Origin of the sequence: Rhodococcus sp. ARP2, assembly GCF_001029585.1 — a bacterium.
GTDB lineage: Bacteria > Actinomycetota > Actinomycetes > Mycobacteriales > Mycobacteriaceae > Rhodococcus_F > Rhodococcus_F erythropolis.
In genome coordinates, this window is record NZ_LEKE01000023.1 from 1 (window position 1) to 12,559 (window position 12,559).

At 63.2% G+C, this 12,559-nt stretch carries 15 protein-coding genes; 8 read left to right on the forward strand and 7 right to left on the reverse strand.

Annotated elements, in window-relative coordinates; genetic code table 11:
- Positions 1 to 68: 68 nt before the first annotated feature.
- Complete coding sequence (locus ABX74_RS03790) at positions 69 to 1,007, forward strand: 3-oxoacyl-ACP reductase (RefSeq protein WP_007729451.1); 939 nt, start codon at positions 69 to 71, stop codon at positions 1,005 to 1,007.
- Between the two features lie 27 nt (positions 1,008 to 1,034).
- The gene (locus ABX74_RS03795) at positions 1,035 to 1,778 is read left to right on the forward strand and encodes an SDR family NAD(P)-dependent oxidoreductase (RefSeq protein ID WP_019745385.1); all 744 of its coding nucleotides are present in this window, start codon (positions 1,035 to 1,037) and stop codon (positions 1,776 to 1,778) included.
- A 21-nt stretch (positions 1,779 to 1,799) separates the two neighbouring features.
- Here ABX74_RS03795 and ABX74_RS03800 read toward each other — a convergent pair whose 3' ends face one another.
- A complete protein-coding gene (locus tag ABX74_RS03800; RefSeq protein WP_003940342.1) occupies positions 1,800 to 2,705 on the reverse strand; it encodes an amidohydrolase family protein in 906 nt (301 codons plus the stop codon).
- 125 nt (positions 2,706 to 2,830) lie between these two features.
- Between ABX74_RS03800 and ABX74_RS03805 the strand changes: the two genes are divergently transcribed.
- From ABX74_RS03805 to ABX74_RS03815, 3 genes are all read left to right on the forward strand, one after another.
- On the forward strand, positions 2,831 to 3,358 hold the full coding sequence (locus tag ABX74_RS03805; RefSeq protein ID WP_019745387.1) for a nuclear transport factor 2 family protein: 528 nt from the start codon (positions 2,831 to 2,833) through the stop codon (positions 3,356 to 3,358).
- Between the two features lie 4 nt (positions 3,359 to 3,362).
- A complete protein-coding gene (locus ABX74_RS03810) occupies positions 3,363 to 4,496 on the forward strand; it encodes a 12-oxophytodienoate reductase (protein WP_019745388.1) in 1,134 nt (377 codons plus the stop codon).
- 105 nt (positions 4,497 to 4,601) lie between these two features.
- A complete protein-coding gene (locus ABX74_RS03815; RefSeq protein WP_019745389.1) occupies positions 4,602 to 5,600 on the forward strand; it encodes an MDR family oxidoreductase in 999 nt (332 codons plus the stop codon).
- Positions 5,601 to 5,605: 5 nt separating this feature from the next.
- On the opposite strand, the gene ABX74_RS03820 is transcribed toward ABX74_RS03815, so the two are convergent.
- Positions 5,606 to 6,157, reverse strand: coding sequence for a ribonuclease H (locus ABX74_RS03820; protein WP_007729467.1), 552 nt, complete (start codon positions 6,155 to 6,157; stop codon positions 5,606 to 5,608).
- 45 nt (positions 6,158 to 6,202) lie between these two features.
- On the opposite strand from ABX74_RS03820, the gene ABX74_RS03825 reads away from it, so the two are divergent.
- From ABX74_RS03825 to ABX74_RS03835, 3 genes are all read left to right on the forward strand, one after another.
- Positions 6,203 to 7,156, forward strand: a complete 954-nt coding sequence (locus ABX74_RS03825) for a DNA-3-methyladenine glycosylase family protein (RefSeq protein WP_019745390.1) — start codon at positions 6,203 to 6,205, stop codon at positions 7,154 to 7,156.
- 17 nt (positions 7,157 to 7,173) lie between these two features.
- Positions 7,174 to 7,824 carry a pyridoxamine 5'-phosphate oxidase family protein gene (locus tag ABX74_RS03830; protein WP_019745391.1) on the forward strand — a complete coding sequence of 217 codons (651 nt, stop codon included), beginning with the start codon at positions 7,174 to 7,176 and terminating at the stop codon, positions 7,822 to 7,824.
- 111 nt (positions 7,825 to 7,935) lie between these two features.
- Positions 7,936 to 8,433 (forward strand): glycine zipper family protein, encoded by a 498-nt coding sequence (locus ABX74_RS03835; RefSeq protein ID WP_019745392.1) that lies wholly within the window; start codon positions 7,936 to 7,938, stop codon positions 8,431 to 8,433.
- Positions 8,434 to 8,440: 7 nt separating this feature from the next.
- Here the strand turns inward: ABX74_RS03835 and ABX74_RS03840 are convergent, their stop codons facing one another.
- Genes ABX74_RS03840 through ABX74_RS03860 form a run of 5 tightly spaced genes read right to left on the reverse strand, consistent with a single transcriptional unit; the run spans position 8,441 to position 12,554 of the window.
- A complete protein-coding gene (locus tag ABX74_RS03840; RefSeq protein ID WP_019745393.1) occupies positions 8,441 to 8,830 on the reverse strand; it encodes an ArsR/SmtB family transcription factor in 390 nt (129 codons plus the stop codon).
- 60 nt (positions 8,831 to 8,890) lie between these two features.
- Positions 8,891 to 10,087, reverse strand: a complete 1,197-nt coding sequence (locus tag ABX74_RS03845; protein ID WP_047888281.1) for an acetyl-CoA C-acetyltransferase — start codon at positions 10,085 to 10,087, stop codon at positions 8,891 to 8,893.
- Between the two features lie 40 nt (positions 10,088 to 10,127).
- A complete protein-coding gene (locus ABX74_RS03850) occupies positions 10,128 to 10,580 on the reverse strand; it encodes a MaoC family dehydratase (protein WP_003940415.1) in 453 nt (150 codons plus the stop codon).
- Positions 10,581 to 10,624: 44 nt separating this feature from the next.
- Positions 10,625 to 11,371: a GntR family transcriptional regulator gene (locus tag ABX74_RS03855; protein WP_003940169.1), complete on the reverse strand. Its 747-nt coding sequence runs from the start codon at positions 11,369 to 11,371 to the stop codon at positions 10,625 to 10,627.
- 31 nt (positions 11,372 to 11,402) lie between these two features.
- Positions 11,403 to 12,554, reverse strand: a complete 1,152-nt coding sequence (locus tag ABX74_RS03860; RefSeq protein ID WP_019745395.1) for an acyl-CoA dehydrogenase family protein — start codon at positions 12,552 to 12,554, stop codon at positions 11,403 to 11,405.
- Positions 12,555 to 12,559: the final 5 nt, after the last annotated feature.

The window sequence follows — 12,559 nt, forward strand, 5'->3', positions numbered from 1 at the left end:
GACTTCAAATTAGAATGAATACTAATTTTGCTGTACCTACCCGGCAGACCGGATCGAAGGAGCACGACATGACACAATCACTGAGCTTGGAAGGCAAAGTTGCCGCCGTCACCGGCGCCGGCGCCGGCCTGGGTCGCGCCGAAGCACTCGGACTCGCGGCTGCCGGTGCAGCCGTCATCGTCAACGACATGGGTGCAGCGGCCAACGACGTGGTCGACGAGATCAAGGCCGCAGGTGGACAGGCACTCGCCATCACCGGCGACGTCTCCGACTGGTCGCTCGGCGGGCGCATCATCGAAGAGGCTGTCAAGAACTTCGGATCCTTCGACATCCTCGTCAACAATGCAGGCATCCTGCGCGACAAGATGATCTTCAACCTGACCGAATCCGATTGGGACGACGTCATCCGCGTGCACCTCAAGGGCCACGCCGCCACCTCGCACGCAGCCGCAGTCCACTGGCGCGCAGCCAGCAAGGCAGCCGACGCACCGGTCTACGGCCGCATCATCAACACCTCTTCCGAGGCCTTCCTCTTCGGCAGCGCCGGACAGCCCAACTACTCGGCAGCCAAGGCCGGCATCACCGCTCTGACGCTCTCGAGCGCAGCAGGTCTCTCCCGCTACGGCGTCCGCACGAACGCGATCTGCCCCCGTGCCCGCACCGCCATGACGGCAGAAGCCTTCGGCGAGAACAACACCGGCGTCGTCGGCCTCGATCCGCTTGCACCCGAGCGCGTCGCGACCCTGGTCAGCTACCTCGCATCCCCCGATTCCGACGAGATCAACGGACAGGTCTTCGTCGTCTACGGCAAGATGGTGGCGTTGATGGAAGCACCCAAGGTCGAGAACCGTTTCGACGCAGCCGGATCCGCGTTCACCGTCGAAGAACTCGGTGGTCAGCTCTCGTCTTACTTCTCCGGCCGTGGGCCGTACGAAACCTACGCTGCCTACAGCATCGCCGGCCTCGAAAAGATCGCACTTGCAGTCGACGAGACCGCAACAGTTTAAGCAGCACTTACGAAGAGGAGCGTTTTCATGAGGTTGAACGGCAAGGTAGCGATCGTCACCGGCGGCGCCGGTGGAATCGGTCGTGCCATCACCCGAGTCTTCGCCCGTGAAGGCGCGAAGGTCCTGTTCGTCGACATCAACGACGAGCAGGGCCAGGCCCTCGAACAAGAACTGGCCGGCTCCGGCAAGTTCCTGAACGTCGACCTTGCTGCCGCCGGTTCGGCCGAGCAGATCCGTGACGCCGCGCTCGAGGCTTTCGGCAAGCTCGACATCCTGGTGAACAACGCTCACGCATCCCGTCAGGCTCCGTTGCTCGAAACCACGCAGGACATGTTCGACCTGTCCTTCAACACCGGTTTCTACCCCGTTGTCCACCTCATGCAGGCGTGCCACGACGAACTCGCGAAGACCAAGGGTTCGGTCGTCAACTTCGCATCGGGTTCAGGTTTGGACGGAATGCCCACCCAGACGTCCTACGCTGCGGCCAAGGAAGCTGTGCGAGGCCTGACGCGCGTCGTCGCCAACGAGTGGGCGCCGGAAGGCATTCGGGTCAACGTGGTCTGCCCGTTCGCCGCCACCGAAGGCGTCGTCAAGTGGCAGGAAGCCTTCCCCGAGCGCGCAGCCGCATCGGTTGCCAAGGTACCTCTCGGACGCATCGGTGATCCCGAAACCGACATCGCTCCCGTCGTGGTATTCCTGGCGAGTGAGGATTCCAAGTACATGACCGGACAGACGTTGATGGCCGACGGCGGCAGCATCAAACTGCGCTGAGCGAAATACTTCTCGGTGGGCTCAGCTCACCGAGAAGAGTTTCGCAGCGTTGTCGTGCACGACGGCTCGCAGCCATTCGTCTCCGAGATCGAAGCGCGTAACCGCTTGCAAGGCTGTGAGATACGGGTACGGAATGTTCGGGAAGTCGCTACCGAACAGAATCCGGTCCTGCATGTCGACGAGCCGTGATACGTCCGCCTTCGGGAAGGCACACTGTTCTTCCGTGAAATCGGTGAACGCCATGGTCGTATCCAGGCGGACGTTGCCGTAAGCCTCTGCCAGATCGAGGAATTCGCTGTACTCGGGCATCCCCATGTGGGCGACGATCAACGACAGGCGCGGGTACCGTGCGAGCAGCGAAGCAATGCGGTCGGGTCCCGTGTACTCCCCCGGCGCCGGTCCCGATCCACAGTGAATCACGATGGGCGTCTCGGAGTCCTCGAGCTGACCCCAGACCTTGTCGAGTAGAGGGTCGTTCGGGTCGTAGTTTCCGACCTGGATGTGGGACTTGAAGATTCGCGCGCCCGACTCCAGGGCCTTTCCGACGTACGACGCCGCCGACTCCTCGGGATAGAACGTGGCCGTGTGCAGGCAATCAGGTGTTTGCGCGGCAAATTCGACGGCCCACTGATTGAGCCACTCGGCCATCGCGTGCTTGTGCGGGTAGATCATCGACGTGAAAGCCCGGACACCGAACTCGCGGAGACGGTGTACCCGCTCCTCCTCGGCAAGTCGGTACGCGATCGGCCATGGTCGACCGATCATCGGTCCCGCTGAATCGAAGTAGCCCCACACCTTGTCCATGACGCTCTTCGGCATGAAATGGGTATGGACGTCGATCACGCCAGGAACACCCAACTCGCGCCAGAAAGCCCGAACCTCGGCGATCTCCTCCGGTCCGGTCGATGGGACCTCTTCGGTACACACGTCTGACACCCCTTTCGTTCGCTCGACCATACCGAGTGCCGTCGCGCTCACCGGGACAGGTCGTTGACGGCCCGCGCTGAGCACCCGAATGTGAACCCATCTTGCCGATCACCGTTGGAGGTTGAATGTCTCAGGCCGAGTCCGAAGTGGGATCGATCAGTGCCGTCGAGGAACTGCTCGCAATCGAGGAAATCAAACGTGTCTTCGCCGCGCGCCTACGCTGCATGGACACCAAGCAGTGGCACGTCTACCCAACCCTGCACACCGCAGACGTCGTCAGCGAGACGTGGGGCGGACTCCCGACAGACAAGCAACCCAAGACCGGTGACACCTCGAACCAGGTAGTGGGCATCGACAAACTCACCGCGGCAATTCGGAACATGCTCGACGGCGACATCCCCCTCACCACGGCGCACCACGCACACACTCCCGAAATCGTGCTGACCTCACCCACCACCGCAACCGGTATCTGGGCGATGGAAGACATGCTGTGGTGGAACGACGGCGAGAAAGAACTACACCTGCACGGCTACGGCCACTACCACGAGGAATACCGCAAAGAAGACGGCAAGTGGCTGATCAGCTACCGAACCCTCACCCGGCTCCGTGTCGACCAGGACCCCGGATTCTTCCGATTCATGAAAGCGCTGTGACGAAGTGACCAACCCGCTGTTCCAACCGCTCCGCATCCGTTCGCTCGAATTGTCCAACCGCATAGTCATGTCGCCGATGACGCGCACGTACTCCATCGAGGGCGTGCCTGGCCGCGACGTCGCCGACTATTACCGCCGACGCGCCGAGGGCGGTACCGGACTGATCGTCACCGAAGGCGTCGCGATCGATCACGAGACTGCTGTCGACCACGCCAACGTCCCCAACCTCCACACTCCCGCTGCTCAGGCCGGATGGCGGAAGGTAGTCGACGACGTGCACGCTGCGGGCGGCAAGATCGTGCCGCAGCTCTGGCACGTCGGGCCTCTGTGGGGCGCGATGACGCAGATGGACCCTTCGCTCAAGCCGATGCGTCCCTCCGGCGAGTGGGGTCCGCTGGGCGTCACCTCGTACTCCGCGGCCTACGTCGAACGCGCGCAGGCGAGCACCGAAGCGATGACCGAGCAGGACATCCAGGACGTCATCGACGCGTATGTCCGTAGCGCGAAGCACGCCGTCGAACTCGGCTTCGACGGTATCGCGATCCACGGCGGTCACGGCTACCTCCTCGATTCCTTCTTCTGGGAGGGCACCAACCAGCGCGACGACGCGTGGGGCGGCGACCTGGAGCGTCGAACCAAGTTCCCGGCCGCCGTCGTCGCTGCGATCCGCGCGGCCATCGGACCGGATCTGCCGATCATCTACCGTTTCTCGCAGCACAAGCAGCAGGATTTCACCGCGAAGATCGCGGAGACCCCCGAGGAGTTGGGCGTCATCCTGGGCGCGCTGGTCGACGCCGGAGTCGACGTTCTCGATGCCAGCATCAGGCGCTTCGACGTCCCCGCCTTCGAAGGCAGCGATCTCTCGCTGGCCGGCTGGGCGAAAAAATTGACCGGCGCCGTCACGATGGCCGTCGGCAGCGTCGGTATCGGAAAGTCGCTGCGGGACAGCCGTATCGAAGGCGTCGCACCTGTCGTCGACAACATCCCACAGCTCGAGGAACGCATCGGCAGCGGTGAGTTCGATCTGATCGCGATCGGCCGTCTCCACCTCGCCGATCCGGCATTGGCGACAACCCTGCGCGACGGTAGTCCGCTGCCGGCATTCGATCGAGCGGTGCATGAGGGCAGCTTGATCTAGGGGCTCCGCCCCTGTGTTGATCTAGGGGCTCCGCCCCTGTGCGCCTTTCCGGTAGTTCGCACTACCAAAAAGGCGCACAGGGCCGAAGGCCTTTATGTTCGACCCATGACTACTTTCAACGCCTGGGTCGCCCGCGAAAGCGACGGCACCATCGACTTCGCCCCCGAAACCGTCGACGAATCCTTCCTCCCGGCAGGTGAGGTCACCATTCGCGTCGAGTATTCGAGCGTCAACTACAAGGACGCGCTCGCGGTCACCCCGAAAGGCGGGGTGGTTCGCGAGTACCCGATCGTCCCCGGCATCGACGTCGCCGGCGAGGTCATTGCCTCCGAGTCCGACGCATTCGCCCCGGGCGACAAGGTCGTCGCACATGGCTACGAGATCGGGACCGCCCGCAACGGCGGCTACGCCGAGATCGCCCGTTTGCCTGCCGAGTGGGTCGTGAAGCTCGACGGCATTTCCACCGCCGACGCTGCTGCGATCGGCACGGCGGGATTCACCGCAGCCATGAGCGTCCAAGCCATTCTGGCCAGCGGAGTGAAGCCCGCCGACGGTCCCGTCCTGGTGACGGGCGCGAGCGGCGGAGTCGGCACCGTCAGCGTCGACCTTCTGGCAAGCGCAGGCTTCGACGTGGTCGCCTCCAGCGGCAAGCCAGGCGCGGCAGACCTTCTGACGTCACTCGGTGCGTCTTCGGTGATCGGCCGGCTCCCCGAAGATCCCGACGCCAAGCCTCGCCCGCTCGGAAAATCTCAGTGGGCGGCGGCCGTCGACTGCGTCGGTGGAAAGACCCTCGCTCACGTTCTGAGCACGATCAACTACGGCGGTGTTGTGGCCGCCAGCGGTTTGACCGGCGGCGCCGCGCTGCCTACGACCGTGCTGCCGTTCATTCTCCGCGGAGTCTCACTGCTGGGCATGGACTCGGTATTGATGCCGATCGAACCCCGTCGCGCGCTGTGGGCCCGTCTGGGCTCCGACTTGGCCCCACGTCATCTGAAGGAGATCACGAACCTCGTTGCCGTCCGCGACGTCGTCTCGGTGATCGATCAGGTGCGCGAAGGCAAGTACACCGGCCGGGCGCTGGTTCAGGTTGCCGACGGTTTCTGAACCGCTCAGAAAAGTGTGAACAGATCTGCCGGTTCTTCGGCCGTCGTGGACTTCTCCTTGTAAGGGGAGTTCACGGCGGTCGGTTCCTTCTTCACCGGGGCAGCAAGCGGGACCGATGCGATGTCCCCCGAGACGATGGCGCGTGCGGCTTCGCCGGCCAGCTTGTCTGCCATTTCGTTGTAATGGTTGCCGACGTGCCCGCGCACCCAACGAAAGCGCACCGGACCGACTCGATCGGTGATGGCTCGGTCGATGCTCTGGACCAGTTCCAGGTTCTTGACCGCCCCACCGCTCGCGGTCTTCCAGCCCTTGCGCTTCCAACTCGGCAGCCATTCCGACGCGCACTTGATGGCGTACTGCGAGTCGGATTCGATGAGCAGAGGATCAGCACCGGGATGGGCGACGACGGCCTCGAAGAGCGCACGCAACTCGGCAATCTGATTGGTGCCGGACGCTTCTCCGCCGGACATGCTCGGACCCTCGTGATTGACCCACGCCCAGCCGATAGCCCCGCCGGGGTTTCGCAGACAGGATCCGTCGGTGCTCACGATGATCATGGCTCGGACAATACGTTGCGCCACCGACACACGCCTTAACGGAGGATGGACGGTGGCGATACGCTGACCTCGATGACGCCGCTATCTCCGGTCGACGAAGTCACGGTGACTTCTCAGCGACCACTCGATGCCGCGCTGACGCTCAGCCCGCATCAGCGCGGACCCGGCGACCCCGCACATCGACGGTCAGCCGACGGAGCGATCTGGCGAGTTTCCCGCCAACTTTCGGGTCCTGTGACCTACCGCATCACGCAGTCGGATCGCCATACGGTCCGGGTACAGGCCTGGGGTCCCGGCGCCACGGAATTTCTGACCGGCGCCGAAGCTCTGCTCGGTCTCGACGACGAGGCCGAAGATTTTGCGCCCGAGCATCCCAAGCTCGCCGAAGCTCATCGACGCTTCCCTCATCTGCGCATCGGCCGCACCGGACGCGTCATGGAAGCCCTCGTTCCCGCGATCCTCGAGCAACGCGTCCACGGCATCGACGCGTTTGCCGCATGGCGCCGGCTGCTGACCAAATTCGGGGAGCGCCCACCCGGCCCCGCGCCCGACGGAATGCGAGTTCCACTCACCGCGGACCAATGGCGACGAATGCCGTCGTGGGAGTTTCATCGCGCAAATGTCGATCCCGCGAGGTCCAAGACGATCGTTCAGTGCGCTCGGGTCGCCGACCGCCTCGAGCAGGCGTCATCGTTCCCCAGGGCCGAAGCGACCAAACGATTGCGAGCGGTGCCCGGCGTCGGGATCTGGACTGCCGCGGAAGTGGCTCAGCGCGCGTTCGGCGATTCCGACGCACTCTCGGTCGGCGACTACCACCTCGCTGCGGTCGTCGGCTGGTCGCTCCTGGGCGAACCGATCGACGACGCCCAGATGGTTCAGTACCTCGCTCCCCTCCAACCGCATCGATACCGCGCGGTGCGGCTTCTGCAGGTCAGCGGTCAAGCCGTCAAACCCAAGTTCGGTCCGCGAACTGCCGTTGCCGACCACCGCTGGCACTGAGCACCAGGAGATAAAGAATGTCGACCCGATACGCACACATCGCCTTCTCCCCCGCTGCGGTGGAGCGTCAGCGGTCGACCGGGAGTTTCACCGTCTACGGTTCAAAGCTCGATCAGCCCGACGAAGGCCCGATGGAATTCGATTTCCGCGCTCAGGGATTCGTGAAATCCGTGGATTCCTTCTTCATGTCCACTGTGACGCCCGACGGTTGGCCGTACGTCCAACATCGCGGCGGCCCGCGCGGATTCCTGCATGTGTTGGGCCCGAATCGAATCGGATTCGCCGATCTCCCCGGCAATCAGCAGTTCGTGACGCTCGGCAATCTGGAAGAGAACAATCGCATCTCGCTGTTCGTCATCGATTACCCGACGCGAACGAGATTGAAGATCTACGGGCGTGCACACGTGATCGAAGCGGACGAGGACCCTGAACTGCTGCAACAACTCTTGCAGGTCCCCGGCGGCACCATGACAGCAAAAGCGCAGCGCTCCATCGTCGTCGAGGTCGAAGCGTTCGACTGGAACTGCAGTCGAAACATCACACCTCGCTTCGACAAGGAGCGCATGGACGAATCCCTCGCTCTGGCACGCCAACCCCTGCAAGCCGAGGTCGATCGGCTTACTGCCGAGGTCGAAGAATTGCGCGCGCGGTTGTCGAAAAACGAATGAGACTGGGCGGTTTCAGGGCCCCCTGAGTCGGGTAGCCACCAAACACGGCCCGTCGCGCGGAGACGACGGGTCCCGTTGTGCCCGAGGAGGTCCGCACGATCGATCCAGACGGTGGAGTTCTGGTTAACGAACTGCACCGCCACCATTCACGACTGGTTCCACACAGACAGATTGGCCGTCCCCATGAAACTGTCCCGAACTCTCACCATGTCCGTTCTCGTCGTCGCCGCTGTCGGCGCCGGAGCCGGCACCGCGGTCGCAGCGCCCCCGAATGCGGGCTTCGATCCGTCCCAACCCCTACTGACACCGACCGCCGAGTCGAACAGCCAGGCGGCGTTGATGCTCTTCCCCGGTAACGATCCGAAGCAAGCCGCGTTCGACACGATGGCCAACGAGGTCAATATCGGCTGGAACAACGGCGGCGTGCAGTCGACGCTCATCGGAGCCAACCTCGGCGTCGGAATCGGCTGCCTGTCGATCTTCCCGAACTTCATCGCCGGCTGCATCGTCGGTGGAGTCATCGGCACGGTTGCCGGAGTCGGCGCGGGAATCACCAACGGAAACCCGAACGCTGCGCCGGCCGTCGAGAAGTTCTTCGCGACTCCTTGAGAGACGCTCAGCTGTGCGTGTGCCCGGGGGTGGGTGTCTCGTCGTGAAAATGTGTGGCGCCGATCGAATGCAACAGCTGGTGAACGGTGTCGTCCGCCAGTTGGTATCGCATCGATCGGCCGTCACGCGTCGCGCTCACCCACCCCTGGCTACGCAGTAGCCGCAGCGCATGTGAGACGGCTGTGCCGCTCATCCCCAGCGCCACGGACAGATCCGTGACGCAGATACCCGGCGCGTGGTGAAGGCAGAGCAACAGACGCAGACGGTTGGCGTCGGAGAGAAGCTCGAAGCGACCGGACCAACTGGTGACATCGAGACCCTCGAGTGCAGCCCTGGCGCGACGAACATCCTCGACGCTCAGCGCGCCACTGGTGTCTGCTGCGCCTGCATTCGTCAACCGACTGCCTCCGTAGAACTTCCGATCCCCCGCCGCAAGTGTACCCAGAAGCGAACCTCGTCAGGCAGACTCCACCACGGCTGCCATGCCCTGGCCACCGCCGATACACATGGTCAACAGCGCTTTTCCGCCGCCGCGACGGCCGAGTTCGTGAAGCGCGGTTGTTGCCATACGCGCACCCGTCGCTCCCACGGGGTGCCCGAGCGAGATGCCGGAACCGTTGACGTTCAGTCGATCGAGGTCCTCGAAGCCCCATTCCTTCACTACGCCGAGAACCTGGCACGCAAACGCCTCGTTCAGCTCGACCAGATCGAAGTCGGCAAAGCCTGCCCCTGTGCGAGCAAACAGTTTCGAGACGGCGGCAACCGGTCCGAGGCCCATCAGCGCCGGTTCACAACCGGCCGCGGCCCAACTGTCGAGGAACCCGATGGGTTCCAGCCCCAGCTCGTCCAGACGATCCTCGGCGACCACCAACATCGCTGCCGCAGCGTCATTCTGTTGGCTGGCGTTACCGGCGGTCACGACGCCTCCCTCGGACACCGCACGCAGCCGTGCCAGGGTTTCGAGTGAGGTATCCGGACGGATCCCCTCGTCAGCACGAAACTGTGTGACGTTCCCTTTTCGATCCGTCAGTTCGACGGCGACGATTTCGGCATCGAATCGGCCGGATTCTCTTGCCAGTGTAGCTTTTCGGTGACTCTCGACGGCGAAGGCGTCCGACTCTTCCCGCGTGATCCCGCAGCGTGTCGCGACGTTCTCGGCCGTTTCGATCATTCCGCTGATCCGGCCGAAACGCCACTCGGGTTGCGAGCGCTCTCGACCACGATCGAGGCGGTCGAACAGTTGCAGCCCACCGGATTTGGTGCCCCACCGCGCTCCGGTGGTGTAGTGCTCGATCCCGCTCATCGATTCGACGCCGCCCGCGAGAACCACGTCGGCAGCACCCGTCTGGACCATCATGGCCGCGGTAGCGATGGCCTGCAGACCCGTTCCGCATCGGCGATCCGTCTGGAAGCCGGCTACCGAAATCGGCAACCCGGCCTCGAGCGCCGCCCACCTTCCGATGCACGGTGCCTCCGAATTGGCATACGACTGCCCCATCGCGACGTCGTCGATGCGGGACGGATCGATTCCGCTACGACGCACGGTCTCCTTGACGACAGTGGCAGCCAAACTTTCCGCAGGCACGTCACGAAGTGCCCCTCCGAAACGGCCCACCGCGGTTCTGACCGGCGCGACCAATGCTGCTCGTTTCACAACTGACCTCGAATCTCGTTCTGGAAGAATGGAAAAGGATTCAGGAGACCAACAGGCGCACGGTATCCGCCACCAGCGCAGGTTTACCTGCTCCTTCGATTTCGATCGTGTACCGCACGACAATCGTCGCGCCCTTCGCGGTGCGCTCGAAGGAAAGAATCTCCGCACCTGCCCGCACCGAAGAACCGACCTTGACCGGTTCGGGGAATCGCACCTTGTTGCTGCCGTAGTTCACGGTCATGGAGATTCCGTCGACACGCATCACCTGAGCGCCGAGCACCGGCAACAACGAAAGAGTCAGATAGCCGTGGGCGATGGTGCCGCCGTACGGACCCTGCGCTGCGCGCTCGGGATCCACGTGAATCCACTGGTGATCCTCGGTGGCGTCGGCGAACTTGTCGATCCGATCCTGTGTGACCGGAAACCACGCGCTGTAGCCCAAGTGCTCACCGACAGCCGTCTCAACTTCGTCGATTCCGTTGAAAATTCGCATAGTTCTCTCCTGAAAGGTGTTGAACAGCAAAGAAAAGTGCAGCGCTAATGTGCGCCGCGGCGCAGCGTGACCCGATACGTGTACTGCTCCGGCAAGAAATAGCTCACCGACAACTCGTTGGCAACGCCCTGCGCGTTGGAGTACAAACGGTCCACCCGCAACATGGCGTGGCCGATCTCGCAATCGACATCCCTGGCAACGTCTGCCGTTGCCGGGGACACCGTGATCGATTGTGCTGCTTCGACAATCGGACTGTCGATCAGCGGTTCCAGCAGGCCGATCACCGTATTGGCGCTCACCGCACCGGCCGCCATGGCGGGCAGGTCGATGATCTGCCGCGCGATCGCCTCCGGCAGATGCGCCGTCGTCTGCACAAACGGAACTCCCTCGTGTATCCGTCGGAAGACCACGGTGTACACGACGTCGGTGTCGAGCCGAAGCCGACTGGCCGCCTCGATGTCCACGCGCCGTTGCAGCGGTGACACCACTTCCATCGTCGTGTCCCGCGAAAGGTTCATGAGATCTTCGATGGATCCGAGATGACGGAGATAGCGGCCGCTGTTCTCGGTCACGAAAGTCCCGCGCCCGGGTACTCGGTACACGATGCCCTCGGCAACAAGATCGTGAAAGGCTCGCCGGACCGTCTGCCGACTCACGCCGTGATGCTGCGCCAGTTCGGATTCGGTGGGCAGTTGAATGCCGTCGCGGTAGGTACCGGCAGAGATCTGCTGACGAAGCTCACGAGAGAGGCGTTGGTACGCCGGCTCCGTCTCTCTTTCCTTACCGCTCATAGCGACATGATCCTACTTGCTCACCGGTCCGTCACAGACCGCCGCGGGCAACCAGCTGCGAAACGATCACGTTGCGCTGAATTTCGTTGGTTCCCTCCCCGACGATCATCAGTGGCGCATCACGGAAATACCGCTCGACGTCGTACTCCGTCGAGTAGCCGTAACCGCCGTGGATGCGGACGGCGGACAACGCGATTTCCATCGCCACTTCGGAGGCGTACAGCTTGGCCATGCCTGCCTCCATGTCGCACCGCTCGCCGCTGTCGTACATCTGTGCCGCGTGCCACGTCAGCTGCCGTGCGGCCGTCAGCTTCGTTGCCATGTCGGCGAGGTAGTTGCCGATCGACTGGTGCTTCCAGATCGGCTGGCCGAAGCTCTCGCGCTGCTGCGCGTACGCAAGTGAATCTTCGAGTGCGGCCGTGGCGACGCCCAGTGCACGGCAAGCCACCTGGATACGGCCGGTCTCGAGCCCCTTCATCATCTGCCCGAAACCCTTTCCGGGAGTACCACCCAGAATGGCCGACTCGGCGATCCGGTAATTGTCGAAGGACAGTTCACAGCTCTCGACGCCCTTGTATCCGAGCTTCGGGAGGTCGCGGGACACGGTCAGCCCTTCGCCGTGCTCGACGAGAACGATCGAGATGCCCGCATGACGAGGGCTTGCGCTTGGATCAGTCTTGCACAGCAAGGCGATCACGCCGGATCGGCGGGCATTGGTGATCCATGTCTTGGCGCCGTTGACGACCAGATCTGTGCCGTCGCTCTTGGCGTTGGTCGTCATGGCCTGCAGATCGGAACCACCGCCGGGCTCGGTGAGGGCCATCGTTGCCCGGATCTCGCCGGTTGCCATTCGCGGCAGGTACTTCACCTTCTGCTCTTCGGTACCGAACAGCGAGATGAGCTTGGCAACCACTGTGTGTCCGCCCATCGCTCCTGCCAGGGACATCCATCCGCGCGACAGTTCCTGCGTCACCTGCGCATAACAGGGCATGGACACCGGCGATCCGCCGTACTCCTCGGGAATCGCGAGGCCGTAGATCCCGATCTGCTTCATCTGATCGATCCACTTCTCGGGATACTCGTTCGCGTGCTCCACCTCCTGGACCGTGGGCTTGACCTCTCGGTCGACGAACCGGCGCACGGTTTCGATCAGGAATGTCTCTTCGTCGTTGAGCTTGAGCATGAATC

What these genes read in the sequence shown, in the direction of transcription:
- ABX74_RS03790 (WP_007729451.1), top strand. Translation starts at nt 69, where the DNA reads ATGACACAATCACTGAGCTTGGAAGGCAAAGTTGCCGCCGTCACCGGC.
- ABX74_RS03795 (WP_019745385.1), top strand. Translation starts at nt 1,035, where the DNA reads ATGAGGTTGAACGGCAAGGTAGCGATCGTCACCGGCGGCGCCGGTGGA.
- ABX74_RS03825 (WP_019745390.1), top strand. Translation starts at nt 6,203, where the DNA reads ATGGACGGTGGCGATACGCTGACCTCGATGACGCCGCTATCTCCGGTC.
- ABX74_RS03850 (WP_003940415.1), bottom strand. Translation starts at nt 10,580, where the DNA reads ATGCGAATTTTCAACGGAATCGACGAAGTTGAGACGGCTGTCGGTGAG.
- ABX74_RS03860 (WP_019745395.1), bottom strand. Translation starts at nt 12,554, where the DNA reads ATGCTCAAGCTCAACGACGAAGAGACATTCCTGATCGAAACCGTGCGC.
- ABX74_RS03855 (WP_003940169.1), bottom strand. Translation starts at nt 11,371, where the DNA reads ATGAGCGGTAAGGAAAGAGAGACGGAGCCGGCGTACCAACGCCTCTCT.
- ABX74_RS03820 (WP_007729467.1), bottom strand. Translation starts at nt 6,157, where the DNA reads ATGATCATCGTGAGCACCGACGGATCCTGTCTGCGAAACCCCGGCGGG.
- ABX74_RS03830 (WP_019745391.1), top strand. Translation starts at nt 7,174, where the DNA reads ATGTCGACCCGATACGCACACATCGCCTTCTCCCCCGCTGCGGTGGAG.
- ABX74_RS03815 (WP_019745389.1), top strand. Translation starts at nt 4,602, where the DNA reads ATGACTACTTTCAACGCCTGGGTCGCCCGCGAAAGCGACGGCACCATC.
- ABX74_RS03805 (WP_019745387.1), top strand. Translation starts at nt 2,831, where the DNA reads ATGTCTCAGGCCGAGTCCGAAGTGGGATCGATCAGTGCCGTCGAGGAA.